This window comes from Bacillus sp. FDAARGOS_527, from assembly GCF_003812125.1.
Lineage (GTDB): Bacteria > Bacillota > Bacilli > Bacillales > Bacillaceae_G > Bacillus_A > Bacillus_A paranthracis.
The window spans coordinates 42501-67031 of the sequence record NZ_CP033795.1; the positions used below are offsets into that span (position 1 = coordinate 42501).

Below are 24531 nucleotides of genomic sequence, written 5' to 3' on the forward strand. Positions count from 1 at the left end.
CGAGATAAAAGGTGCCTGTACCGCAAACCGACACAGGTAGGCGAGGAGAGAATCCTAAGGTGTGCGAGAGAACTCTGGTTAAGGAACTCGGCAAAATGACCCCGTAACTTCGGGAGAAGGGGTGCTTTCTTAACGGAAAGCCGCAGTGAATAGGCCCAAGCGACTGTTTAGCAAAAACACAGCTCTCTGCGAAGCCGTAAGGCGAAGTATAGGGGGTGACACCTGCCCGGTGCTGGAAGGTTAAGGAGAGGGGTTAGCGTAAGCGAAGCTCTGAACTGAAGCCCCAGTAAACGGCGGCCGTAACTATAACGGTCCTAAGGTAGCGAAATTCCTTGTCGGGTAAGTTCCGACCCGCACGAAAGGTGTAACGATTTGGGCACTGTCTCAACCAGAGACTCGGTGAAATTATAGTACCTGTGAAGATGCAGGTTACCCGCGACAGGACGGAAAGACCCCGTGGAGCTTTACTGTAGCCTGATATTGAATTTTGGTACAGTTTGTACAGGATAGGCGGGAGCCTTTGAAACCGGAGCGCTAGCTTCGGTGGAGGCGCTGGTGGGATACCGCCCTGACTGTATTGAAATTCTAACCTACGGGTCTTATCGACCCGGGAGACAGTGTCAGGTGGGCAGTTTGACTGGGGCGGTCGCCTCCTAAAGTGTAACGGAGGCGCCCAAAGGTTCCCTCAGAATGGTTGGAAATCATTCGTAGAGTGCAAAGGCATAAGGGAGCTTGACTGCGAGACCTACAAGTCGAGCAGGGACGAAAGTCGGGCTTAGTGATCCGGTGGTTCCGCATGGAAGGGCCATCGCTCAACGGATAAAAGCTACCCCGGGGATAACAGGCTTATCTCCCCCAAGAGTCCACATCGACGGGGAGGTTTGGCACCTCGATGTCGGCTCATCGCATCCTGGGGCTGTAGTCGGTCCCAAGGGTTGGGCTGTTCGCCCATTAAAGCGGTACGCGAGCTGGGTTCAGAACGTCGTGAGACAGTTCGGTCCCTATCCGTCGTGGGCGTAGGAAATTTGAGAGGAGCTGTCCTTAGTACGAGAGGACCGGGATGGACGCACCGCTGGTGTACCAGTTGTTCTGCCAAGGGCATAGCTGGGTAGCTATGTGCGGAAGGGATAAGTGCTGAAAGCATCTAAGCATGAAGCCCCCCTCAAGATGAGATTTCCCATAGCGTAAGCTAGTAAGATCCCTGAAAGATGATCAGGTTGATAGGTTCGAGGTGGAAGCATGGTGACATGTGGAGCTGACGAATACTAATAGATCGAGGACTTAACCATATAATATGAAGCAATGTTATCTAGTTTTGAAAGAATATAAAAAAACTTGTTGACTTTTAAAGTTAAATAAGTTATAATGATTCTTGTCTTAAATGAATAGAGTCTGGTAATGATGGCAGAGAGGTCACACCCGTTCCCATACCGAACACGGAAGTTAAGCTCTCTAGCGCCGATGGTAGTTGGGACCTTGTCCCTGTGAGAGTAGGACGTTGCCAGGCAAAATGGAGGATTAGCTCAGCTGGGAGAGCACCTGCCTTACAAGCAGGGGGTCGGCGGTTCGATCCCGTCATCCTCCACCATATATGTCGGAGGGGTAGCGAAGTGGCTAAACGCGGCGGACTGTAAATCCGCTCCTTCGGGTTCGGCAGTTCGAATCTGCCCCCCTCCACCATTCTTAATTAATGGGCTATAGCCAAGCGGTAAGGCAACGGACTTTGACTCCGTCATGCGCTGGTTCGAATCCAGCTAGCCCAGCCATTAAGAGCCATTAGCTCAGTTGGTAGAGCATCTGACTTTTAATCAGAGGGTCGAAGGTTCGAGTCCTTCATGGCTCACCATTTTAACAAAATATGCGGGTGTGGCGGAATTGGCAGACGCACTAGACTTAGGATCTAGCGCCTTTGGCGTGGGGGTTCGACTCCCTTCACCCGCACTTTTAATAAAATAACTCATACATGTCTTGCGGAAGTAGTTCAGTGGTAGAATACAACCTTGCCAAGGTTGGGGTCGCGGGTTCGAATCCCGTCTTCCGCTCCAATTTTCAATATGACATGCCGGGGTGGCGGAACAGGCAGACGCACAGGACTTAAAATCCTGCGGTGGGTGACCACCGTGCGGGTTCGACCCCCGCCCTCGGCACCATATGCGCCCGTAGCTCAATTGGATAGAGCGTTTGACTACGGATCAAGAGGTTAGGGGTTCGACTCCTCTCGGGCGCGCTTTTAATAACGGGAAGTGGCTCAGCTTGGTAGAGCACCTGGTTTGGGACCAGGGGGTCGCAGGTTCAAATCCTGTCTTCCCGATATTCCCAAAAACATGGGGCCTTAGCTCAGCTGGGAGAGCGCCTGCCTTGCACGCAGGAGGTCAGCGGTTCGATCCCGCTAGGCTCCACTTTATTTATTATATGTCTCGGAGGTATACCCAAGTTCGGCTGAAGGGATCGGTCTTGAAAACCGACAGGCGGTGAGAATCGCGCGGGGGTTCGAATCCCTCTACCTCCTCCATTTTCTTTTAAAATGGTTTAGACATAAATAATAAAATATTTTTTCCTTCATGGAGGTATACCCAAGTTCGGCTGAAGGGATCGGTCTTGAAAACCGACAGGCGGCGAGAGTCGCGCGGGGGTTCGAATCCCTCTACCTCCTCCATTTTTTATAAAGTAAATATTTTATCATCGCGGGGTGGAGCAGCACGGTAGCTCGTCGGGCTCATAACCCGAAGGTCGCAGGTTCAAATCCTGTCCCCGCAACCAAATGGTCCCGTGGTGTAGTGGTTAACATGCCTGCCTGTCACGCAGGAGATCGCCGGTTCGACCCCGGTCGGGACCGCCATTTATGTTTGGCTCGGTAGCTCAGTCGGTAGAGCAGAGGACTGAAAATCCTCGTGTCGGCGGTTCGATTCCGTCCCGAGCCACCATTTTTTTATGCCGACTTAGCTCAATTGGTAGAGCAACTGACTTGTAATCAGTAGGTTGGGGGTTCAAGTCCTCTAGTCGGCATCCTTTAGGGGCATAGTTTAAAGGTAGAACTGAGGTCTCCAAAACCTCCAGTGTGGGTTCGATTCCTACTGCCCCTGTAAAGTATATGGGCCTATAGCTCAGCTGGTTAGAGCGCACGCCTGATAAGCGTGAGGTCGATGGTTCGAGTCCATTTAGGCCCACCATATATTATTCCGCAGTAGCTCAGTGGTAGAGCTATCGGCTGTTAACCGATCGGTCGTAGGTTCGAGTCCTACCTGCGGAGCCATGGCCCGTTGGTCAAGTGGTTAAGACACCGCCCTTTCACGGCGGTAACACGGGTTCGAATCCCGTACGGGTCATAAAAAAAGAGTCAGCAATATGCTGACTCTTTTTTATTGTGCGTCCATTCTCCTTTATCAACTGATTTTCCTGAAATAAATAAAGGGATTTAGGAAAAGCTATGGTATGTATAAAAAGGAGGAGATACAAATGACACGAGTGAGAGACTTGATGAGCACTCATATTGTACAGTGTACACCGTTAGACAATGTATATGAAGCTGCTGTAAAGATGAAAGAAGAATCGATTGGATTGATCCCGGTTGTTGAAAATGAACAAGTTGTTGGTCTTGTTACGGACCGAGATTTAGTTGTTCGAGGGATTGCTGAAAAACATCCTGGATCTAATAAAATTACAAATGTAATGACAAAAAACATTGTTTCAGTTTCTCCAGATGATCCTATTGAAAAGGCTACAGAGTTAATGGCACAGTATCAAATTAGACGATTGCCAGTAGTTGAGAGTGGTCAACTCGTTGGGATGTTAGCACTAGGAGATTTAGCTATAAAAGAATCGGCAGATGATCAAGCGGGATTTGCTTTAAGTGAAATATCAGAGCATACGGAATGAAGTGAGACTTTAATTAGTGTAATACGTTACGTATAAAAATCAGATACATTATTCTAGTATATAGGGTTAAGCTAATATGTTAGCATGATGTATCTGAGCCATTATATAATAAGTATACAGTTAGTAATTTCGACAGTTTATTTAAATTTGTCATTCCTAATTATAAATAAGAGAAAAAATGATATACTGATAGATATAAGTATTATGATTGATTTCGAATATAACAATATTCATTGTTAATGATGTGATAATGGATTAATATTTCCTATGTAGATAAAAGGGAAGGGGAATTATATGAAGGCTGTACAGCGCGATCCAAATTGGAATTTGGTTACAGATACATATATAGAACCAAATAATTTCGCTGAATTATTTTCTTTGCTTGTACCTTGTCATCCAAAAGGTGAAGGGAAAGAACGAACTATATTAGTGTGGAAAGAAAAAGAATTTTATAAAGAAGAAAATTTAGCGGCATTTATCGTATATGGAATGAATAAAGCAAAGAATTTACCGCAATTTCATAAAGACGAAATTCCAACTTTAGTACGTATTCTTCGCTTATGCCAAGAAATTGGTTGGTATGAAGAAGCGAATACTTTTATGGTAACTCAAGGGCTAGCTGAGTTTGTTCATACTTCATTGGAATATGAAACGTGGGATCTTTTGACGCAGGCGGTTGCTTTAAACTATTTAATAATTAAATATCGTATTGGTGAATTAACTGATGGAGATGTAGAAATTTGGGATAGAGTTAAATTTAATGAGAAATGTATAACAGACTGTAAACATTTATTATCCCATAAAGAAGTATTAGAATTTACATTTTTTTATATGTGTAAGAGAGCTAAGTCACTATCAAAAGAGCAATTAAATAGTGATATGATGAGTTTAGCGATGTATTGTAATACTTTTGTTTATGACTTATATACATATGATTTATTACGAAAGTATCGTAAGTGTACAGACTTTCTATCATATTATGGACCTAGTCAAGCGGTGTTAGCTTGCCAAAGGGCTGTACTTTCTCAAATTTCAGATCGATTAGACCCACTCAAGACTACTCATGTAGATGATTATTTATATGTAATGAAAGATATGATGGAGCATATGACGATAGGGATAATGGATCGATATGATCATTTTATTGGAAAATTATTATCATATGTGCCATTTTTTGAAATGATCCAAGTTCCACAACATGCATATTATTGTGAAGAATTATTGTATATTTGTAAGGGCATTAAATATAAAGAAGAAATATTACGCAATTATATATTTATACAATTACATGACTGTTTACCATCTTTCTTTAAACTGTTTCTTAAAAATAAGCGTTATGCAACGATTCATGATATTCTGTTCTATTGGTGTGATGATGAACAAAGAATGAGCTTAGAGAAAAAATATAATCTTAGCTTTATTTATGAAAAATATGCTTGTGGATAAAGAGCACTTTCTATATAAATTAAAAAGGATCTCAATTGTGAGATCCTTTTTTTATTAGTAAAGCAAGGAGAATGTAATTAAGACGAGAAATAACATTCCATAAAGGAGAAATTGTGCCGTATAGCTTCCTTGTATACCAAAAAAAGTATTTGTTTTTTTATATAAATTCAATATATATTTTATCGGATTATCTTTGAAAGATTGGTACACAGTGTCTCCTCTTTCTAAGCTTCTTGTTCGTGTTTTTTGTTATTAGGGACATGAATGTATCTAGCTATGAATAATAAAACCGCCATAAAAAATACGGGAAATACGGTAGATAAATAAAAACCATTACTAATAATATTTGTTATTAAAGCACTTAATAGAAAAATGGCATTATAAATATGGGCAATTTTTTGTTTTAGTTGAACTTGAAAAGCTTCCATCATAATTTCTAAAGCAACAAAAGCAATGATAATAGATAAAAATACAGTATTTGTATTATAAATTACTAAGCAACAGATTAGGCCTAAAAAGGCTAAGTATTCAATTAAGAGAGGTATATTGATATTGCGTGGCATACAATTTACCTAACTAAATATGGCAGTGGGTTTACTGCATTTGTTTTTTCAAAATTCCATTCTCCATTGTGTAATTCAAAATGAAGATGTTGCCCGTATGAATGACCTGTGTTTCCCATATGACCTACTAATTGTCCAGCTTGTACTTGATCACCAGCTTGTACAGTGCGATCTTTCATGTGAGCATAGACTGTTGTATATAATTTCCCGTTTATTTGATGGGCGATGAACACAACATTGCCATAGCTAGCTGAATAATATGATTTCACGACTTTACCTGCCGCAGCAGCCTGGATAGAGACATTACCCTGAGCTGCGATATCTATACCATAATGCATTTGTTCCCAGCGCATATCAAATGTTGAGCTAATTTTTCCTTGAGTAGGGAATTTGAAAACGGCTGGAATGGAAGTAGGTTGAGTCGTTTGAGCTTGTGATTGCGTTTGATTTTGCACTACATAATGCTTTGCCACATATCCGTATCCTGTGCCAAAACGAATTTTATACCAAGTTCCTACAGTTTCCACTACTTGTAATTGTGTACCATTTTGTAATGAACCAAGTAGTGCGCTACTTGTACTAGCGTTGCTACGCACATTAAGTTTAGGTGTTGCAACTGTGTATTTCGTATTATTTTGAACTGTGATGCCTTTTACTAAAGGCTGTGAACCATTAGATACGAATGCCTTTTGTACGTAACCTGTTTTGCCATTATGTAAAATTTTATACCATTCACCTTGTTCTTCTTGAATAGTAACGAATTTCCCATTTGGTAATACATCTAAAATTGAAGATTCTAAATTAGGTTCAGAACGAACGTTTAATGCATTGGCATTGACGATATATTGATTATTAGATTGAAGTTTGTTTTTTAGTAGAATAGAATCTTTTTGTACGTAACCTACTTTATTATTAACAGATACTTTATACCAGCCATTAGTTGTTTCAAGTATATTCACTTTCGTATTAAAGCGAATTGTATCAATTGATGAGCTATTTGCGTTATCTTTTGTATGTAAGGCTACTTGATCGACTTTGACATATCCAGTTTTCACATTAGATAATTGTTCAGCGTTGGCTGTTTGTACATTTGTTTCTCCCATAGAAGGAAGTAAAGAAGCAATTGCGACAGTAGTTGCTGTTAAAGCAGTAGCTTTCATATTCATATAATAGAGACCTCCTCTAGTTGTATAGTTGTAATTTTATTATAGTATAAAGATATAATATAGTGGGTGTATTCACATAAATGTAATATGAAATCAATATAAAAATAAATTTTTTGAGGATAATGATTCCTTTTTATCCAATTTATTAGGATAATAATTTCTAAGATAGAATATAAGTGTTATATGGTTTTGTTATTTTGTTGACAATTGAGAAAATTAAAACAGTTGATGATGTCTTATTACGGTGTTATACTGACAGTGATAATTTTATAGTTTGCTAGGAGAGCTGGTGTTGCCAGCTGAGAGTAAGACCTTAAGTCTTTGATCCTTTTTATTACCTGATCTAGATTATGCTAGCGTAGGGAAGCAATTCGGACACTAATAATGAGTCCCCGTTTCTTTGCGTATAGAAACGGGGCTTTTTTATTTGAAAATTTCATATTGAAACCACTAGGGGTGCTTGTTGTGCTGAGAGAGGAATAATCCTTAACCCTTACAGACCTGATCTAGATAATACTAGCGAAGGGAAGTGGAGCAACGAATAAATTATAATTTTATTTGCTGTAACCACTTCTTATTTAGAAGTGGTTTTTTATTTAGATATATAAATTGAAAGGGGATAGAGAAATGAAATTTTGCGATAGATTATTAGAAACTGTACAACCAGTTTGGGAGATGAGTCATAATCATCCATTTGTTGTAGGTATGGGGGATGGTACGTTAGAAAAAGATAAGTTTCAGTATTATATTATTCAAGATTATTTATACTTGTTAGATTATGCAAAGTTATATGCGATCGGTGTTGTAAAGGCAACAAATCCACAAGTTATGGGGAAATTTGCTGAACAAATTGATGGGATATTAAACGGAGAAATGACAATTCATAAACAGTATGCAAAAAGACTTGGAATTTCTATAGAGGAGATAGAGTCTGCAAAGCCATCTGCTAAAAATTTAGCTTATACAAATTACATGATGTCTGTATCTCAAAATGGCACACTTGCGGAATTAATAGCAGCACTTCTTCCATGTATGTGGAGCTACTGGGAGATTGGAAAGCGTTTAAATGATATTCCTGGAGCAAGAGATCATGAGTTCTTTGGTGAGTGGATTCAAGGCTATAGCTCTGAAGAATATGGCAACCTTTGTGTTTGGTTAATCGATTTATTAAATGAAATGGCAGTTGGAAAGTCTGAAAAAGAGCTAGATCGATTAGAGGAGATTTTCCTATATTCCAGTCGATTTGAATATTTATTCTGGGATATGTCCTACCGTAAGGAGATGTGGGGATTTGAGGAGCAAGAACATACTACAGTTTCATAATGTTTCTTTTCATTATGATGAGAAGCCAATCATTAATGAATTAAATGCTTCTATACAAGATAAAGAGTTTGTAAGCATTATCGGACCGAGTGGATGCGGGAAAAGTACTTTATTTCGCCTTATTACAGGTTTAGAAGAAGCGAGTACAGGACAGATAGAACTAACAGAAACAAAGAGCCATCCTGTAGGGTATATGCCCCAAAAAGATATGCTCCTGCCATGGAGAACGATTATTGAGAATGCGGCCCTGCCGCTAGAGTGCCAAGGTGTACAGAAGAAAGAAGCACAAATAAAGGCAAAGGAACTGTTACACAAATTTGGTTTACAAGGATATGAGACAAAATATCCGAAAGATTTATCTGGTGGTATGAGGCAACGCGTATCTTTCATTCGAACTTTATTAACAGGCGGAGAGATATTGCTCTTAGATGAACCGTTTAGCGCGTTGGATGCTTTAACGAAGGCATCTTTGCAGGAATGGTTGTTTGAACAATGGAAAGAGTGGGAAAAAACAATTTTATTTATCACTCATGATGTGGAAGAAGCATTGTTTCTTTCTAATCGAATTTTAGTGGTAGAGCAGCAACCGATAACTACTTTAACCGAGAGGATTGTACCGCTTGATCATAATCGGACAAGAAAAGATTTATATAAACCGGAAGTATTAGCGCTGAAAGATGAGCTTCTTAGTATGTTGCAAAGGCAGGTACTCGTATGATGAACCGGTTGAAGGAGCTATTACCTGCTCTTACACTTTCTAGTATTTTACTTGCTCTTTGGGAAGTAGGCGCAAGAATTGTAGATGAAATGTACATTTTACCGTCACCGTCTGCAATTGTAATGAAGATATGGAAACTAAAAGACATATTATTTATGGTTCATTTGCCAGCAACATTATATGTCGTTTTAATAGGGGTGGCTATTTCTATCGTACTTGGGGTAGGGCTAGCGATGTTAATGAATGCGAGTAATTGGATGGAGAGAGCATTTTATCCATTATTAGTTGCCTCACAAACGATTCCTATTACAGCGCTTGCTCCGCTTTTCGTTTTATGGTTTGGATATACGATCTGGAGTAAGGTTGTTGTTACGGTTTTAATTACGTTTTTCCCAATTGCAGTTAATACGTATGATGGACTGCGCAGTACGAAAAAAGAATGGGAAGAGCTTTTAGTTACGTATGGGGCAACGAAAAAAGATGTTTTTCTTAAATTAAAATTGCCGTCTGCACTTCCTTATTTTTTCTCAGCTTTAAAAATTGCAGTACCGCTTAGTGTAATTGGGGCGGCAATTGGTGAATGGCTCGGTGCACAAGCGGGGCTAGGATATTTCAGTAAGAGAATGATGACGCAATTAGACGGGGCAGGTGTATTTGCACCCATTGTATTGTTATCGTTATTAGCTATTTTCTTCGTCGTACTTATTTCGGTATTAGAAAAGAAATTCATTAGTTGGAGGAAGCATTCATGAAATTTTTAAAACGCATCTTTGTGCTTACATTATTAGTTGCAATGATTGCTGGATGTTCGAGTAATTCAGCATCAGATAAGAATAAAAAAGAGAAAGAAATAACGGTCATGCTTGATTGGTACCCAAATGCGGTACATAGCTTTATTTATGCGGCAATTGAAAAAGGTTACTTTAAAGAAGAAGGAGTAAAGGTAAATATTAAATTCCCTTCTAATCCGACTGACCCATTAACGTTAGCAGCTGCAGGAAAAGTAACAGTTGGCTTATATTATCAGCCAGATGTTGTCATGGCAAAAGCAAATGAACAAATTCCAGTGAAATCAATTGGAGCTGTCGTACGTTCACCATTAAATCATGTTGTATCGCTGAAGTCTGCAGGCATTCAATCGCCAAAAGATTTAGAGGGTAAAACAGTTGGGTATTCTGGAACACCTTTAAGTGAGATGTATTTAAAAACGATGGTAAAAGAAGCTGGTGGTAATCCAGATACAGTGAAAGTAGTCGATGTTGGTTTTGATTTAGTACCAGCATTAATTACGAAAAAAGTGGATGCGGTAACAGGAGCATATATTAACCACGAAGTACCTGTTATGCGTCATGAAGGTCATGAACCAGCATACTTTAATCCAGCAGATTATGGTGTACCGAATTATCATGAGCTCGTATTTGTAACAGGTGATAAAACATTGAAAAAAGATAAAGAAGCTTTGCAAGCTTTCTTGCGTGGTACGAAAAAAGGCTATGATTTTATGAAGAAAAACCCAGATGAAGCATTGAATATTTTATTAAATCATCAAGAAAAAGAAAACTTCCCACTTGTGCCAGAAGTTGAAAAGGAAAGTATGAAAATTTTATTAGAGAAGATGGAAACGAAAGATGAGCCATTTTTATCAGATTCAAAAGGGTCATGGGAGAAACAAAATAAATGGTTGAAAGATAAAGGAATGACGAAAGAAATCGTTCCGGCCGATGAGTTATTCGAAAACATTTTAAAGTAGGCGAATGAATATGAAAAATGAGCTTCATGTAATCTCAAATGGTCACATGTCATTCGAAGAGTTAGTGAATGTAGCGATGCAAATTGAAAGTGAAATTGATTATTTGCATATTCGTGAGCGTGAGAAAAGTACGAAGGAATTGTATGAAGGTGTGGAAAGTCTTTTGAAGAAGGGCTTTCCAGCATCGAAAATAGTGATAAATGATCGAATTGATATTGCTATTTTATTAAATATTCCGCGCGTGCAGCTAGGATATCGAAGCGCAGATGTAAGGTCAGTGAAAGAAAAGTTTTCTTATTTGCATGTCGGTTATTCTGTGCATTCTTTAGAAGAGGCGATTGATGCATTTAAGAATGGCGCGGATTCACTCGTCTATGGTCATGTATTTCCGACAGATTGTAAAAAAGGTGTGCCAGCGAGAGGGCTTGAAGAAATTTCAGACATTGCAAGGTGTTTATCCATACCGATTACAGCAATTGGAGGAATCACTCCGGAAAACACTGGAGATGTTCTTACTAACGGCGTCAGTGGTATTGCTGTTATGTCTGGGATTATAAGTAGTAGTAACCCGTATAGCAAAGCGAAATCTTATAAGGAATCAATAAGAAAGTGGGCGGAAAAACATGTGTAAGAAGTATGATGTAGCGATAATTGGCGGTGGTGTAATTGGTAGTTCAGTTGCACATTTTCTAGCAGAAAGAGGCCATAAAGTAGCGATTGTAGAGAAGCAACAGATTGCATCTGAAGCCTCGAAAGCAGCCGCTGGTTTACTTGGGGTGCAGGCAGAATGGGATGAATATGACCCGCTATTTGAACTTGCGAGAGAAAGCCGTGCTATATTTCCACAACTTGCAGAAGTTTTACGCGAAAAAACAGGCATCGATATTGGGTATGAAGAGAAAGGCATTTATCGCATTGCTCAAAATGAAGATGAGAAGGAAAGAATTCTTCACATTATGGATTGGCAGCAGAAAACCGGTGAAGATTCTTATTTCCTAGCGGGAGATCGTTTGCGAGAGAAAGAGCCGTATCTATCTGAGTCAATTATAGGGGCTGTATATTATCCGAAAGATGGTCATGTTATTGCACCAGAGCTTACGAAAGCATTCGCACATTCCGCATCATTCTCGGGTGCTGATATATATGAGCAAACAGAAGTATTTGATATCCGTATTGAAAATAATAAAGTGACTGGAATTGTGACAAGCGAAGGTATGATCACTTGCGAAAAAGTTGTTATTGCGGGTGGCTCATGGAGCACAAAGTTACTAGGTTATTTTCACCGCGAATGGGGTACATATCCAGTTAAAGGAGAAGTAGTAGCGGTCAGAAGTAGAAAACCACTTTTAAAGGCGCCTATTTTCCAAGAAAGATTTTACATTGCACCAAAGCGCGGCGGACGTTACGTAATTGGAGCAACGATGAAGCCCCGTACATTCAATAAAACTGTGCAACCAGAGAGTATTACTTCTATATTAGAGCGCGCGTATACAATATTGCCAGCATTAAAAGAAGCGGAATGGGAAAGCGCATGGGCAGGATTAAGACCACAGTCGAATCATGAAGCTCCTTATATGGGAGAGCATGAAGAAATAAAAGGTTTATATGCTTGCACAGGCCATTATCGAAACGGCATTTTATTAAGTCCTGTTTCTGGTCAATATATGGCTGATTTAATAGAAGGAAAGCAGGAGAATCACTTGCTAGATTCATTGCTTTCTAAAACAGTTTAGAAAGGGGATGAAAGTTTGAATTTAAAAATTAATGGTAATCAAATTGAAGTGCCAGAGAGTGTGAAAACAGTAGCTGAGCTACTTACACATTTAGAGTTAGATAACAGAATTGTTGTAGTAGAGCGTAATAAAGATATTTTACAAAAAGATGATCATACAGATACATCTGTTTTTGATGGAGACCAAATTGAGATTGTAACTTTCGTAGGAGGCGGTTGATTATGTTAAACATTGGACCATTTTCATTTCATTCTAGACTTTTATTAGGAACAGGAAAATTCCCTGATTTTGATGTGCAGCAAAAGGCAATTGATGTATCTGAGGCAGAAATTTTAACGTTCGCAGTACGTCGTATGGATATATTTGATGCAAAGCAGCCTAATTTATTAGAGAGACTTGATGTAAAAAAATATACGTTATTACCGAATACAGCCGGAGCAAAAAATGCTGAAGAAGCTGTTCGTATTGCAAAATTAGCAAAAGCTTCAGGGCTTTGCGACATGATAAAGGTAGAAGTTATTGGTGATGATAGAACGTTATTACCTGATCCGGTAGAGACGTTAAAGGCATCTGAAATGTTACTAGAAGAAGGATTTATCGTACTTCCGTACACATCTGATGATGTTGTATTAGCACGTAAATTACAAGAACTTGGCGTGCATGCGATTATGCCAGGAGCATCTCCAATTGGATCAGGACTTGGTATTGTAAATCCATTGAATTTGAGCTTTATTATTGAACAAGCGACATTACCAGTTATCGTTGATGCTGGTATCGGTAGCCCGGCTGATGCGGCATTTGCGATGGAATTAGGAGCAGATGGTGTGTTATTAAATACAGCTGTATCAGGAGCAAAAGATCCTATTAAAATGGCACAAGCAATGAAATTAAGTATTGAGGCAGGCCGTTTAGGCTTTGAAGCAGGTCGTATTGCACGTAAACGTTGTGCAACAGCAAGTAGTCCTTTAGAAGGAATGAGCGTAGTTGAATAATCGATATTCTCGCCAAGAACTATTTTCTCCAATTGGAGAAGAAGGACAGCAAAAGATAAGGGAAAAGCATGTGCTCATTATCGGTGCAGGCGCACTAGGTAGTGCAAATGCAGAAATGTTTGTAAGAGCTGGTGTTGGCACAGTAACGATTGTTGACCGGGATTATGTCGATTGGAGTAATTTACAAAGGCAGCAATTGTATGCAGAGAGTGATGTGGAAAATAATCTTCCGAAAGCTGTAGCAGCGAAGAAGCGTCTAGAAGAGATTAATAGTGAAGTAAGAGTAGAAGCGCTCGTTCAAGATGTAACAGCTGAGGAGTTAGAAGAACTCGTTACAAACGTTGATGTAATGATTGATGCAACTGATAATTTCGAAACGCGTTTCATTGTGAATGATATGGCACAAAAATATTCTATTCCATGGATTTACGGAGCATGTGTAGGGAGTTACGGTCTTTCTTACACAATCCTTCCTAGTAAAACGCCATGTTTATCTTGTTTATTACAATCGATTCCGCTTGGCGGAGCGACATGTGATACAGCGGGGATTATATCACCTGCTGTATCTCTCGTCGTTTCTCATCAAGTAACGGAAGCTCTTAAACTGTTAGTGGAAGATTACGAATCACTTCGAGATGGACTTGTATCGTTTGATGTATGGAAGAATGAATATTCATGTATGAATGTGCAAAAGCTTCGTAAACATAATTGCCCTTCGTGCGGAGAGAATGCATTATATCCTTATTTAAACAAAGAAAATACATCGAAAACAGCAGTTTTATGCGGGAGAAATACAGTTCAAATTAGACCACCTCATAAAGAGGAAATAGATTTTGAACGATACAAAGAGCTGCTGCATGATCGTGTGAATGATTTAAATGTAAATCCATATTTATTATCATTTTCTGTGGAAGAAAAGAGATTAGTTGCTTTTAAAGATGGTCGTGTACTTGTACATGGAACGAAAGATATAAGTGAAGCAAAAACAGTTTATCATCGTTATTTTGGATAGAAAAGGATGAGTGGGATGAAAGTAAATAAAGCTTTAACAATTGCAGGATCTGATAGTGGCGGCGGTGCCGGCATTCAAGCAGATTTAAAAACATTCCAAGAGCTTGGTGTGTATGGGATGACGGCTATTACGGCAATTACTGCTCAAAACACGCTTGGCGTTCAAGGGGTATATCCAGTTTCGTTAGAAGGTATTACGGAACAGTTGAATTCAATTGGTACGGATTTAACACCAGATGCTGTGAAATTAGGAATGTTATTTAGCAGCGAAATTATTCAAATTGTAGCAGAACATATTAATAAATTTGGCTGGAATAATATTGTACTAGATCCTGTTATGATTGCTAAGGGCGGTGCATCATTATTACAGCAAGAAGCAGTACAAGCGTTAAAAGAATATTTATTGCCAGTAGCAACAGTTGTAACGCCGAATGTTCCTGAGGCAGAAGTGTTAACGGGGCTAGAAATTCATAACGTTGAAGATAGTAAAGAGGCTGCAAAAGTATTGCATGAATTAGGGGCGAAATATGTACTTATGAAGGGCGGACATGCAGAATATCAAGGTAATGAAGTAATTGATTTACTTTTTGATGGAGAAAAGTTTATTGAATTTAGAAGTGAACGAATTCCTTCAAAGCAAACGCATGGAAGCGGGTGTACATTTGCTTCAGCGGTTACAGCTGGACTTGCGAAAGGATACTCAATTGAAGAGGCAGTTCAAGAAGCAAAACAATTTATTAGTATAGCAATTGAAGAGCCGCTACATATTGGAAGTGGTCATGGACCGACGAATCATTTTGCATATAAATTGAATAAAGCACATGTATAAGTAGACAAAAGTCAGTTGTATAACTGGCTTTTTTTTCTGTTTACTTTTTCTAGATACAAGAGTAATATATCAGCCAGAATATATTTTTTGTAATACGCTGAGTCCAATTATATGGAGCGGAGGAACCAATTTGTGCAGTGTCACTAGGGGTGAATCTTTCAATTTTGAAAGTAGGGCTACTCTCAAAGTCCGAATCCGACAGCTAACTTCGTAAGCGTCTTGAGAGAGGACGGTGCCATGATGGATACATCACTTCATCGATCTGATTAGTATAGGGGAATATCAATCTATGTTTGAGTTCTTTTATGCTAAGGAGGATGAGGTACATGGAACTAACACTTATTTGTGTTGGAGAAGAAAGCAAGGTAAATAGTTTAATAGATTTAGTAGCGTTTCAACATGAGTTAATTATTTTTACCGCAAATGAAGAGATAGCGGCTGAAGTGAGGAATTGTGGGTTTGATTGGACGTATAGCTGTAGTAAGGAGCAGGATTTTGCTAGTGTTTGTGAGTGTATTAAGAAGGTGATTTTACTAGGGGATGAGCTTCCAATTATTAGCTTCTTTACAGAACACATTCGCTTTTCTTTTCAAGCACCTATTACTGTTGTTACAAGGAATAAACGATACCCAGCGAGGCTCTATGAAACAATTGGAGCTACATTTGTCGTGTTTACGAATTGTGATAATATTTCTTTTTTATTTTTTGAATAGGGCGGGGGAGAAGAAGATGAAGGTGTTGTTACTAGGAGATATAGCGAATCGTTGGGCGGTATCGGTAGAGCGAGTTCAAGAATTGGTGGTACTTGATCCTATTTTTCCAAGGCCCTATATCATATTGCCATCGAAAGACGCTTTATATTTAAAAACAGATGTTATCGAATATGAGCAGCTACATGCAGAATTGTCACAAGTTTATATTCGCGGGAGAAATTTACGTGCTTTTTTACGAGGAGAATAAATAGTGAATAAAAATAGAGCGAATGCTAAGTGCAACAAGCTATGCACTTCATGTCATTCGCTCTTTTTATTTCGTATTTAAAAGATCATTTATGTGAAAAAGAAAGAAAAGACGAGAAAACAGATGAAAAAATATTAATAACACTCAATGTAAGCGTTTAAATAGATGGATATTTTCTTATTTTCAGTAATTTAGCTCTTTACAAGTGAAAAATAGAGGAGTATATTTACTCTCATAAATCATTCATAAAATTTCCAAAAAAACCTAAAATCGCTGAGTTCCAGAAATGGAGCGGGGGAACCAATTTTGTGCATTGTCACTTGGGGTGAATCTTTCAGTTTTGAAAGTAGGGCTACTCTTTAGGCCCGAATCCGACAGCTAACCTCGTAAGCGTTTAGAGAGGAGGTTTACTTTTTGTTGTTCATTTTTTGAACACTGAGTAGAGCTCAGTGTTCTTTTTTAATATTTTAATGGTAAATTTTTCCAGAAAGGTGAGAGGGTAGCTATGTTAGATGTTGTAATGATCGGAATTTTTGTTGTGTTAGTCGCATCGATGGCAAGTCTTGCAAGTTGGTCAGATAAAGTTGTGAAAGAAGGGAAGCAATCATGATGATTGTTTTATCAGTTATTGTTGCAGCAATTACGGTGTACTTAGTGTATGCATTATTAAATCCGGAAAAGTTTTAATTAGGGGGAGTCATTCATTATGATCTGGGTTGCAGTCGTTATTACAATGCTATTGTTTATTCTTGTGGCAAAGCCAACGGGAATTTATTTAGAGAAAACCTTTCAAGGTAGTAAAAAGCTAGATAAAGTATTCGGGCCTTTTGAAAAACTTATTTTTAAAATTACGGGTGTAAAAGAATATAATCAAACGTGGAAACAGTACGCATTATCATTAGTTTTATTAAATGGATTTATGATTGTTGTCGTATATTTCATTTTCAGACTACAAGGAGTATTGCCATTAAATCCAGCACACATTGAAGGAATGGAGCCTACGCTCGCTTTTAATACAGCAATTAGTTTTATGGCTGATACGAACTTACAGCATTATAGCGGTGAAAATGGTTTATCTTATTTATCACAATTAATCGGAATTACATTCTTAATGTTTGCAGCACCGGCAACGACGTTAGCGCTCGTTATGGCATTTATAAGAGGGCTAGCTGGAAAAGAACTCGGTAACTTTTTCGTTGATTTTACGAGAGCATTAACGAGAGTGTTTCTTCCTATCACATTTATGGCGGCACTAGTCTTTGTCGCACTTGGTGTACCACAAACGTTAGACGGGGCAGTTACGGCGCAAACGATTGATGGCGCGAAACAAAGTATTTTACGCGGGCCAGTTGCATCATTCGTGTCCATTAAGGAACTTGGAAATAACGGCGGTGGATTTTTCGGAGCCAACTCTACGCATCCTTTCGAAAATCCAGGGCAAATGAGTAATATTTTGCAAATGATGCTTATGATGTTGTTGCCAACAGCACTTCCATTTACGTACGGACGAATGGTAGGAAATAAAAAACAAGGTCGCATCCTTTTCGTTTCACTATTCATGGTGTTTTTACTAGGATTTATAACAATTACGACATCTGAATTAAACGGGAATCCAGCTTTAAATGGAATGGGTATCGAACATGTACAAGGAAGTACAGAAGGAAAAGAAGTAAGGTTCGGAACAGTATTTTCTTCACTATACGCAACAGTAACGACAGCTGCTGAAACCGGAGCGGTGAATACGATGCATGATACGTTAACACCAATTGGTGGGTTAGTACCACTCGTAAATATGATGTTAAACACAGTATACGGCGGCGTTGGAGCAGGCTTTGTGAACATTATTATGTATGCGATTATCGCAGTTTTTATATCAGGATTGATGGTTGGACGGACACCGGAGTTTTTAGGTAAGAAAATTGAAGGGAAGGAAATGAAATTAATTGCGGTAACGATACTATTTCATCCACTGCTTATTTTAGGATTTTCAGCATTAGCTCTTTCAACAAGTTTAGGAACGGATGCTATTTCTCATTCCGGTTTCCACGGTTTGACGCAAGTAGTATATGAATATACATCGTCAGCTGCGAATAACGGATCTGGATTTGAAGGATTAGCGGATAATACACCGTTTTGGAATATTACAACTGGTTTAGTTATGTTTTTAGGACGCTATTTCAGTTTAATTACGATGCTAGCTGTTGCAGCTTCATTGAAAGAAAAGACGGTTGTACCAGAAACAGTCGGAACGTTCCGTACGGATAATAGTTTATTTGGCGGCATTTTCATCGGAACAATTGTAATTGTCGGTGCATTAACATTCTTCCCAATGTTGGTACTCGGTCCAATTGCAGAATTTCTTACATTGAAGTAATGGAGGGTAAATGATGAGACCGGTAGTAGTAAAAGAAAAAAGAGTAAATGAGTCGCAAATACATGTTGTAGAAGAGGAAGTTAGACAAGCGAAAACAATGGATCGTGATATCGTGACACATGCGATGAAACAGTCCTTTGCGAAATTGAATCCAAAAGTCATGATAAAGAATCCGATTATGTTTGTTGTAGAAATTGGATTTATCATTACGTTCATTTTATCGTTTCTTCCAAGTCATTCTAGTAGTGTACCAGGATGGTTTAATATAACAGTTTCTTTCATTCTCTTATTTACAGTTTTATTTGCTAATTTTGCAGAAGCATTAGCGGAAGGACGGGGGAAAGCGCAAGCCGATTCTTTAAAACATTCGAAGAAAGATGTGTTTGCCAATGTTGTAAAAGAAAATGGGAACATTGTTCAAGTTTCAGCAACGGATCTGAGAAAAGGTGATGTTGTTATTGTAAAACAAGGAGAAATGATTCCAAGTGATGGGGAAGTCATAAAAGGATTAGCATCTGTTGATGAATCTGCGATTACAGGGGAATCAGCTCCTGTAATAAAAGAAGCTGGCGGTGATTTTTGTTCCGTAACAGGCGGTACGATGGTTGTAAGTGATGAGATTACGATTATCATTACGAGTAATCCTGGTGAATCATTTATTGATAAAATGATCTCTTTAGTAGAAGGGGCTGCTCGTCAAAAAACACCGAATGAAATTGCTTTAAATACAGTATTAACGAGTTTAACGTTTATTTTCTTAATCGTTGTTGTGACGCTGCCGATTTTCACAAATTATTTAGGGTTTCAAATTGATACAGCTGTACTTGTAGCATTGTTAGTTTGTTTAATTCCAACGACAATTGGTGGATTATTATCAGCGATTGGTATTGCCGGGATGGACCGTGTGACAAAGTTTAATGTGTTAGCAATGTCGGGTAAAGCAGTAGAAGCTGCTGGCGATATTAATACAATTATTTTAGATAAAACGGGTACGATTACTTTCGGGAACAGAATGGCTCATACATTATTACCTGTAGGAAATGAAACGATTGAGCAAGTTGGAAAGTGGGCTGCGATTAGCTCAGTTTTAGATGAAACACCAGAAGGTCGATCTGTTATCGAGTATGTGCAAGCGAAATCTATATCATATAATAGAGAACTTGCGGAACAAGGTGAGTTTGTTCCATTTAAAGCAGAAACGAGAATGAGTGGTGTTGATTTACAGGACGGAACGAAAGTGAGAAAAGGTGCTGTCGGTAGCGTGATTGAATGGGTTCAGTCACAAGGTGGAACAATTCCGAAAGATGTAAATCAAAAAGCAGATTTCATTTCAAAAGAGGGCGGAACACCACTTGTAGTTGCAGTGAATAATCGTATTTACGGTTTAATCTATTTAAAAGATACAGTAAAACCTGGTATGCGTGAACGTTTTGAACAGTTGCGTCAAATGGGGATTAAAACGGTTATGTGTACAGGGGATAACCCATTAACAGCAGCAACCATTGCAAAAGAAGCAGGAGTAGATGAGTTTGTTGCTGAGTGCAAACCAGAAGATAAAATTGCAGTTATTAAAGCAGAGCAAGATAAAGGGAAACTCGTAGCGATGACAGGTGATGGTACAAATGATGCGCCGGCATTAGCACAGGCTGATGTTGGATTAGCGATGAATAGTGGTACAACAGCTGCGAAAGAAGCAGCCAATATGATTGATTTAGATTCGAACCCGACAAAAATTATTGAGGTTGTAGGAATCGGTAAGCAATTGTTAATGACACGTGGTGCGTTAACGACGTTTAGTATTGCAAATGATATAGCGAAATATTTTGCAATCATTCCAGCAATGTTTACACTTGCGATTCCGCAAATGGAAGCATTGAACATTATGAAACTAACATCACCACTGTCAGCGATTTTATCAGCATTACTATTTAATGCAGTTATTATTCCATTACTCATTCCATTGGCGATGAAAGGTATCGCATATAAACCGATGAGTTCGAATGCACTACTTGGCCGAAATCTACTTATTTATGGGCTTGGTGGAGTGATTGTACCGTTCATTGGAATTAAAGTAATTGATATGATTGTCGGCTTGTTCATATAAGGAAGAGGGGAAAGAGATGGCGAAGAAACAAAGTATACTATCACCAATCATCCGTATTACTTTTACATTTTTAGTGTTGTGCGGACTTGTATATCCGCTTATTGTTACTGGTATTGCACAAGCAGTAATGAAGGATAATGCGGATGGAAGTCTAATATATAATGATAAAAATGAAGTGATTGGTTCTAAATTAATCGGTCAAAATTTCACAGATCCACGTTATTTTCATGGGCGTGTCTCTAGTATTGAATATAAAGCAGAAGCGTCTGGTTCAAATAACTATGCACCGTCTAATCCAGATTTAGAGAAACGAGTAGAGAAAAGTATTGAAGAGTGGAAGAAACAAAATCCGAGCGTTCCAGTTACAGAAGTGCCAATCGATTTAGTGACAAATTCAGGTTCAGGGCTTGATCCTGACATTAGTCCGAAGGCAGCTTCCGTGCAGGTAGAGCGTATCTCTAAAATAACGAATATTCCGAAAGAAACGCTAAATCAATTGATTAAGGATCAAACAGAAGGTGCGGCACTTGGCTTATTTGGAGAAAACCGTGTGAACGTTTTAAAGTTAAATTTAGAATTACAGAAACTAATGAAATAGAAACAACGCTACCTCAATCTAAAGGATTGAGGTAGCGTTGTTTCAAAAGAAGGGTTGTGAATGTTTTGTATGCGGATGACTATAAACCAACTTTTCAAAGGCGAACACCAGAAGAGTATTTAGAATATATTCGTCAGCAAAACCGCGGGAAGTTAAAGCTATATGTAGGAGCAGCTCCAGGAGTAGGGAAAAGCTATAAAATGCTCTATGATGCTAGAGAGATGAAAAAGGACGGTATGGATATTGTAATTGGTTTAATTGAAACGCACGGGAGAAAAGAGACAGAAGACGCAATTGCTGATTTAGAAAAGGTTCCTTTAAAAGAAATAGAGTATAAAGGGAAAGTGTTTTATGAACTTGATGTGGAAGGAATTATAAAGCGTGCGCCGCAAGTCGTTGTAGTGGATGAACTTGCACATAGTAATATTCCCAGCTCTAAAAATAAGAAGCGTTATATGGATGTACAAGAATTGTTAGAGGCTGGTATATCCGTATTGTCAGCGTTTAATATTCAACATTTAGAAAGCGTTCATGACATTGTAGCTCAAATTACAAATGTAAAAGTAAGAGAACGAATTCCAGATTTTATTTTACAAAAAGCAAATGAAATTCAGCTCGTTGATGCAACGCCGGAAGTACTTCGGAAGAGGTTAATAGATGGAAAGATATATAAAGAAGAAAAAATTCAGCAAAGCTTACAAAATTTCTTTACGCTTAATAATTTAGGAGCACTAAGAGAATTATCACTTCGGGAAGTCGCTGACGATATGGACGAAAAGATTAGTCAAACAGTGATAGAACCAATCGGAGTGAAAGAAAAAATTCTCGTTTGTGTACAGTACAGTTCAACAGCAGAGAAATTAATAAGACGGGGCTGGCGCATGGCTGATCGCTTAAACGCTGAATTGTATGTATTAAATGTTGAAAGAGAAAATATAGACTCTCTTTCAGCTAGTAAAAAACAAACAATTGAAGAGTGGAAGTCGCTCACGAATCAATTTGATGCAAGTTTTGTATTAGAAGAAGCAAAAGGGAGAAAGCCTGCGGATGTTATTATTGAAGTCGCGAAAAGATTGCAAGTAACACAAATTTTACTTGGGCAATCAGCGAGAACGCGGTGGGAAGAAATTCGAAAAGGTTCTATTGTAAATGAAATTATGAGACAGACGAAACATATTGATATTCATATTGTTGCGGATCAAAGAGTTTAAAATAGAGACCATCTGTAGGTCTCTATTTTGCTTTTTGTGTGGCAGGGAAGCATAGCATTTTCATTGCATATAAGATTACAAGTAAAAACATAATTGCGCCTAGGAAGAAAATCCAAAAGTAATTTTGGTTAAATAAAAGAAATCCACCTATAAGTGGGCCTGTGCCCATACCAAGATAGCGGATGAAGTTGTACATACCGATAGCTGTTGCGCGTTCTTGTACGAATTCTTCCGTTAATAAAGTAGTGTGAGTTGGCATAGAAAGTCCCATACTAAAACCGTACAAAGATGTAACGATAATGATGAATGGGATATTAATGCTATATGTGAAAGAGAATAAAACGACACATATAATTTTGAAGAAACTCGTAATAAATAAAGTTTGCTTTGTTGTGAGGCGTTTTTGCAAAAACTTGTAGCAAAAACTTCCCAGCATGATAGAAAGAGACATTGGTACAAACATAAGACCAATTTCATTTACAGTTAAATGAAATGAATTTGTTAAAATACTCGGTAAAAAAACGAGAAAGCAAAAGTAAATACAAAATTGAATGAAGCCAATAAGAGTAATAGAAAATCCAGTTTTATTTTTTAAGATAAACCAGTAATTCTTTTTTGCTTGCGGTTGCTTAATTACAGTAGGTTTTGTTTCTGGAAGTAGTGAAAGGTTTATCATTAATAAAAGAATGCCAAGTATAGATAAAAATAGAAATACGGATAAGTGGCCATTTATACTGCCGAGATAACCACCAATGAGAGGACCAATCGCAGGTGCGAGGGCAAGTAACATTTGGTATAGGCTCATCGCTTCTCCGCGTTCTTTTCCTTCAAATAAATCGCCGATAATCGTTGCTGAAACTACAGGTATAGCCGCTATTCCTATAGCTTGAACAGCTCTAAAAAAGAGAAATAAATAAATGTTTGCCGAAAAAGCACATCCGATTGAACCAATTGTACTAATGACTAAACTAGGGATAAGGACAGATTTTCTCCCTTTTGTATCAATTAAAGGTCCATATACGAGCTGCATAATTGCAAGAATAAATGTGAAAAGTGAAACTGTTACATTTACAAGATAAGGAGAAGTATGAAAAGAACCTTGAATCATGGGCAAGATAGGTGTGTAAATATTTTGAGCGAAGGAACCAAGTAAGGCACTAATACAGACAACATATAAAATGAAATGTAGTTTGGATTTTTTCATTATGTTAACCTCCTTCTTTTTAGTTTCCCGGGAAACTAAATTTATTTTAACATGTTTTTCTAACTTGTAAATATGAAAAAAAGATTTTAAAATGGTATATAGTTAAATTGTTTCTTTGGAAACTTAGGGGGGCGAACGGATTGGATTATGTAACGAAACAAATGGAAATACTTTCGGACATTCGTACACTTTTGCATAAAAGAGAAGAACATTTGAAAGGACAAAATGAGAAGTTTCTTAGTGAGACAGGTGTAAGTGGTATGTCTTTATCTGAGTTACATGTAATTGAGTGTATCGGGAAAAATGGTCTGATGAATGTAACGGCAATTACGATAGAAATGGGAATGACGAAGGGTGCAATCTCTAAAGTTTGTACAAAGTTATTCCAAAAGAAATTCGTTGAGAAGATGCAAATGTTAGACAATCAAAAAGAAATTTTCTTTCGCTTAACGGAAAGCGGAAATGAAATATATAAAGCTCATGATAAATTGCATAAACAAGCTGAAGAAAAGTGGCTGTTACTCTTAGATAGATATACGAAAGAAGAACAAGATTTTATTCAGAGGTTTATAAAGGATGTCTCCGATCATTTGGAAATATAATTGGAAGAAAAAATTCCGTTTTCTCAAGTCTTTTAAATATAATTTCTGAAAGAACTCATATATAATAGAAA

Annotated in this window: 24 protein-coding genes, 20 tRNA genes, 2 rRNA genes and 4 riboswitches (1 of these 50 cut by a window edge); of the genes, 43 read left to right on the forward strand and 3 right to left on the reverse strand. The window is 38.2% G+C overall.

What is annotated here, in order from left to right; all coding sequences use genetic code 11:
* The 24 genes from EGX95_RS02430 to EGX95_RS02545 all read left to right on the forward strand — a co-directional run.
* Window positions 1-1289, forward strand: a 23S ribosomal RNA gene (locus EGX95_RS02430) (it extends 1634 nt beyond the left edge of the window).
* Between the two features lie 102 nt (window positions 1290-1391).
* Window positions 1392-1507 (forward strand): 5S ribosomal RNA (rrf, locus tag EGX95_RS02435).
* Window positions 1508-1512: 5 nt separating this feature from the next.
* A tRNA-Val gene (locus EGX95_RS02440) sits at window positions 1513-1588 on the forward strand.
* Between the two features lie 8 nt (window positions 1589-1596).
* Window positions 1597-1680: transfer RNA gene (locus EGX95_RS02445), tRNA-Tyr, on the forward strand.
* 11 nt (window positions 1681-1691) lie between these two features.
* Window positions 1692-1766: transfer RNA gene (locus tag EGX95_RS02450), tRNA-Gln, on the forward strand.
* Window positions 1767-1770: 4 nt separating this feature from the next.
* A tRNA-Lys gene (locus tag EGX95_RS02455) sits at window positions 1771-1846 on the forward strand.
* 14 nt (window positions 1847-1860) lie between these two features.
* Window positions 1861-1941: transfer RNA gene (locus EGX95_RS02460), tRNA-Leu, on the forward strand.
* A 29-nt stretch (window positions 1942-1970) separates the two neighbouring features.
* Window positions 1971-2045 (forward strand) — tRNA-Gly (locus EGX95_RS02465).
* Between the two features lie 16 nt (window positions 2046-2061).
* Window positions 2062-2150: transfer RNA gene (locus EGX95_RS02470), tRNA-Leu, on the forward strand.
* 3 nt (window positions 2151-2153) lie between these two features.
* Window positions 2154-2227 (forward strand) — tRNA-Arg (locus EGX95_RS02475).
* 10 nt (window positions 2228-2237) lie between these two features.
* Window positions 2238-2311: transfer RNA gene (locus EGX95_RS02480), tRNA-Pro, on the forward strand.
* Between the two features lie 15 nt (window positions 2312-2326).
* Window positions 2327-2399 (forward strand) — tRNA-Ala (locus tag EGX95_RS02485).
* Between the two features lie 20 nt (window positions 2400-2419).
* Window positions 2420-2512 (forward strand) — tRNA-Ser (locus tag EGX95_RS02490).
* Between the two features lie 51 nt (window positions 2513-2563).
* Window positions 2564-2656 (forward strand) — tRNA-Ser (locus EGX95_RS02495).
* A 27-nt stretch (window positions 2657-2683) separates the two neighbouring features.
* Window positions 2684-2760 (forward strand) — tRNA-Met (locus EGX95_RS02500).
* A gap of 3 nt (window positions 2761-2763) precedes the next feature.
* Window positions 2764-2839 (forward strand) — tRNA-Asp (locus tag EGX95_RS02505).
* 9 nt (window positions 2840-2848) lie between these two features.
* Window positions 2849-2924, forward strand: a tRNA-Phe gene (locus tag EGX95_RS02510).
* Between the two features lie 9 nt (window positions 2925-2933).
* A tRNA-Thr gene (locus EGX95_RS02515) sits at window positions 2934-3006 on the forward strand.
* 6 nt (window positions 3007-3012) lie between these two features.
* Window positions 3013-3083, forward strand: a tRNA-Trp gene (locus tag EGX95_RS02520).
* 10 nt (window positions 3084-3093) lie between these two features.
* A tRNA-Ile gene (locus EGX95_RS02525) sits at window positions 3094-3170 on the forward strand.
* Between the two features lie 8 nt (window positions 3171-3178).
* A tRNA-Asn gene (locus tag EGX95_RS02530) sits at window positions 3179-3253 on the forward strand.
* Between the two features lies 1 nt (window position 3254).
* Window positions 3255-3326, forward strand: a tRNA-Glu gene (locus tag EGX95_RS02535).
* A gap of 130 nt (window positions 3327-3456) precedes the next feature.
* Window positions 3457-3876: a CBS domain-containing protein gene (locus EGX95_RS02540; protein ID WP_000199015.1), complete on the forward strand. Its 420-nt coding sequence runs from the start codon at window positions 3457-3459 to the stop codon at window positions 3874-3876.
* A 294-nt stretch (window positions 3877-4170) separates the two neighbouring features.
* Window positions 4171-5322: a DUF3965 domain-containing protein gene (locus EGX95_RS02545; protein ID WP_000648924.1), complete on the forward strand. Its 1152-nt coding sequence runs from the start codon at window positions 4171-4173 to the stop codon at window positions 5320-5322.
* Window positions 5323-5546: 224 nt separating this feature from the next.
* Here EGX95_RS02545 and EGX95_RS02550 read toward each other — a convergent pair whose 3' ends face one another.
* Window positions 5547-5885, reverse strand: coding sequence for a hypothetical protein (locus tag EGX95_RS02550; RefSeq protein WP_001137811.1), 339 nt, complete (start codon window positions 5883-5885; stop codon window positions 5547-5549).
* A gap of 5 nt (window positions 5886-5890) precedes the next feature.
* Window positions 5891-7051 carry an SH3 domain-containing protein gene (locus tag EGX95_RS02555; RefSeq protein WP_001056061.1) on the reverse strand — a complete coding sequence of 387 codons (1161 nt, stop codon included), beginning with the start codon at window positions 7049-7051 and terminating at the stop codon, window positions 5891-5893.
* A 269-nt stretch (window positions 7052-7320) separates the two neighbouring features.
* Window positions 7321-7433, forward strand: a riboswitch (TPP riboswitch).
* 60 nt (window positions 7434-7493) lie between these two features.
* Window positions 7494-7596, forward strand: a riboswitch (TPP riboswitch).
* Window positions 7597-7678: 82 nt separating this feature from the next.
* Here EGX95_RS02555 and tenA point away from each other — a divergent pair.
* From tenA to kdpDN, 18 genes are all read left to right on the forward strand, one after another.
* Entirely contained in the window at window positions 7679-8374 is a 696-nt protein-coding gene (gene tenA, locus EGX95_RS02560; RefSeq protein ID WP_000666831.1) for a thiaminase II, read from the forward strand.
* Entirely contained in the window at window positions 8343-9092 is a 750-nt protein-coding gene (locus EGX95_RS02565) for an ABC transporter ATP-binding protein (protein WP_001256806.1), read from the forward strand. Before tenA ends, EGX95_RS02565 begins: the two co-directional genes overlap by 32 nt.
* Window positions 9092-9844 carry an ABC transporter permease gene (locus tag EGX95_RS02570; protein WP_002027054.1) on the forward strand — a complete coding sequence of 251 codons (753 nt, stop codon included), beginning with the start codon at window positions 9092-9094 and terminating at the stop codon, window positions 9842-9844. Before EGX95_RS02565 ends, EGX95_RS02570 begins: the two co-directional genes overlap by 1 nt.
* Entirely contained in the window at window positions 9841-10842 is a 1002-nt protein-coding gene (locus EGX95_RS02575) for an ABC transporter substrate-binding protein (RefSeq protein WP_123805441.1), read from the forward strand. The genes EGX95_RS02570 and EGX95_RS02575 overlap by 4 nt, the downstream gene beginning before the upstream one ends.
* Before the next feature lie 10 nt (window positions 10843-10852).
* A complete protein-coding gene (gene tenI / locus EGX95_RS02580) occupies window positions 10853-11473 on the forward strand; it encodes a thiazole tautomerase TenI (RefSeq protein WP_000787181.1) in 621 nt (206 codons plus the stop codon).
* On the forward strand, window positions 11466-12575 hold the full coding sequence (gene thiO / locus EGX95_RS02585; RefSeq protein ID WP_000335190.1) for a glycine oxidase ThiO: 1110 nt from the start codon (window positions 11466-11468) through the stop codon (window positions 12573-12575). The genes tenI and thiO overlap by 8 nt, the downstream gene beginning before the upstream one ends.
* Window positions 12576-12590: 15 nt before the next feature.
* The gene (thiS, locus tag EGX95_RS02590) at window positions 12591-12794 is read left to right on the forward strand and encodes a sulfur carrier protein ThiS (RefSeq protein WP_001049505.1); all 204 of its coding nucleotides are present in this window, start codon (window positions 12591-12593) and stop codon (window positions 12792-12794) included.
* A gap of 2 nt (window positions 12795-12796) precedes the next feature.
* Window positions 12797-13567 carry a thiazole synthase gene (gene thiG, locus EGX95_RS02595; protein ID WP_000931987.1) on the forward strand — a complete coding sequence of 257 codons (771 nt, stop codon included), beginning with the start codon at window positions 12797-12799 and terminating at the stop codon, window positions 13565-13567.
* Window positions 13560-14579: a thiazole biosynthesis adenylyltransferase ThiF gene (thiF, locus tag EGX95_RS02600; protein WP_001065434.1), complete on the forward strand. Its 1020-nt coding sequence runs from the start codon at window positions 13560-13562 to the stop codon at window positions 14577-14579. Before thiG ends, thiF begins: the two co-directional genes overlap by 8 nt.
* A 15-nt stretch (window positions 14580-14594) precedes the next feature.
* Window positions 14595-15407, forward strand: a complete 813-nt coding sequence (gene thiD / locus EGX95_RS02605; RefSeq protein WP_000867406.1) for a bifunctional hydroxymethylpyrimidine kinase/phosphomethylpyrimidine kinase — start codon at window positions 14595-14597, stop codon at window positions 15405-15407.
* An 85-nt stretch (window positions 15408-15492) separates the two neighbouring features.
* A riboswitch (cyclic di-AMP (ydaO/yuaA leader) is annotated at window positions 15493-15640 on the forward strand.
* A gap of 93 nt (window positions 15641-15733) precedes the next feature.
* Window positions 15734-16120, forward strand: coding sequence for a hypothetical protein (locus EGX95_RS02610; protein WP_000424071.1), 387 nt, complete (start codon window positions 15734-15736; stop codon window positions 16118-16120).
* A 16-nt stretch (window positions 16121-16136) separates the two neighbouring features.
* The gene (locus tag EGX95_RS02615; RefSeq protein ID WP_000866315.1) at window positions 16137-16367 is read left to right on the forward strand and encodes a hypothetical protein; all 231 of its coding nucleotides are present in this window, start codon (window positions 16137-16139) and stop codon (window positions 16365-16367) included.
* Between the two features lie 261 nt (window positions 16368-16628).
* Window positions 16629-16774: riboswitch (cyclic di-AMP (ydaO/yuaA leader) on the forward strand.
* 98 nt (window positions 16775-16872) lie between these two features.
* Entirely contained in the window at window positions 16873-16977 is a 105-nt protein-coding gene (locus EGX95_RS02620) for a SipW-dependent-type signal peptide-containing protein (RefSeq protein WP_000887889.1), read from the forward strand.
* Window positions 16977-17054: a K(+)-transporting ATPase subunit F gene (gene kdpF, locus EGX95_RS02625; protein WP_223153441.1), complete on the forward strand. Its 78-nt coding sequence runs from the start codon at window positions 16977-16979 to the stop codon at window positions 17052-17054. The genes EGX95_RS02620 and kdpF overlap by 1 nt, the downstream gene beginning before the upstream one ends.
* Window positions 17055-17073: 19 nt before the next feature.
* Window positions 17074-18741, forward strand: coding sequence for a potassium-transporting ATPase subunit KdpA (kdpA, locus tag EGX95_RS02630; protein WP_000638367.1), 1668 nt, complete (start codon window positions 17074-17076; stop codon window positions 18739-18741).
* A 13-nt stretch (window positions 18742-18754) separates the two neighbouring features.
* Complete coding sequence (gene kdpB, locus EGX95_RS02635; RefSeq protein WP_001248030.1) at window positions 18755-20845, forward strand: potassium-transporting ATPase subunit KdpB; 2091 nt, start codon at window positions 18755-18757, stop codon at window positions 20843-20845.
* Window positions 20846-20861: 16 nt separating this feature from the next.
* Window positions 20862-21443: a K(+)-transporting ATPase subunit C gene (gene kdpC, locus EGX95_RS02640; RefSeq protein ID WP_001085553.1), complete on the forward strand. Its 582-nt coding sequence runs from the start codon at window positions 20862-20864 to the stop codon at window positions 21441-21443.
* A gap of 56 nt (window positions 21444-21499) precedes the next feature.
* Window positions 21500-22654 carry a KdpD-like non-kinase potassium sensor gene (gene kdpDN / locus EGX95_RS02645; RefSeq protein ID WP_002027046.1) on the forward strand — a complete coding sequence of 385 codons (1155 nt, stop codon included), beginning with the start codon at window positions 21500-21502 and terminating at the stop codon, window positions 22652-22654.
* Between the two features lie 22 nt (window positions 22655-22676).
* On the opposite strand, the gene EGX95_RS02650 is transcribed toward kdpDN, so the two are convergent.
* The gene (locus EGX95_RS02650; protein WP_000748682.1) at window positions 22677-23858 is read right to left on the reverse strand and encodes an MFS transporter; all 1182 of its coding nucleotides are present in this window, start codon (window positions 23856-23858) and stop codon (window positions 22677-22679) included.
* 140 nt (window positions 23859-23998) lie between these two features.
* On the opposite strand from EGX95_RS02650, the gene EGX95_RS02655 reads away from it, so the two are divergent.
* Window positions 23999-24460, forward strand: a complete 462-nt coding sequence (locus tag EGX95_RS02655; RefSeq protein ID WP_000386829.1) for a MarR family transcriptional regulator — start codon at window positions 23999-24001, stop codon at window positions 24458-24460.
* The last annotated feature ends 71 nt before the right edge of the window (window positions 24461-24531 follow it).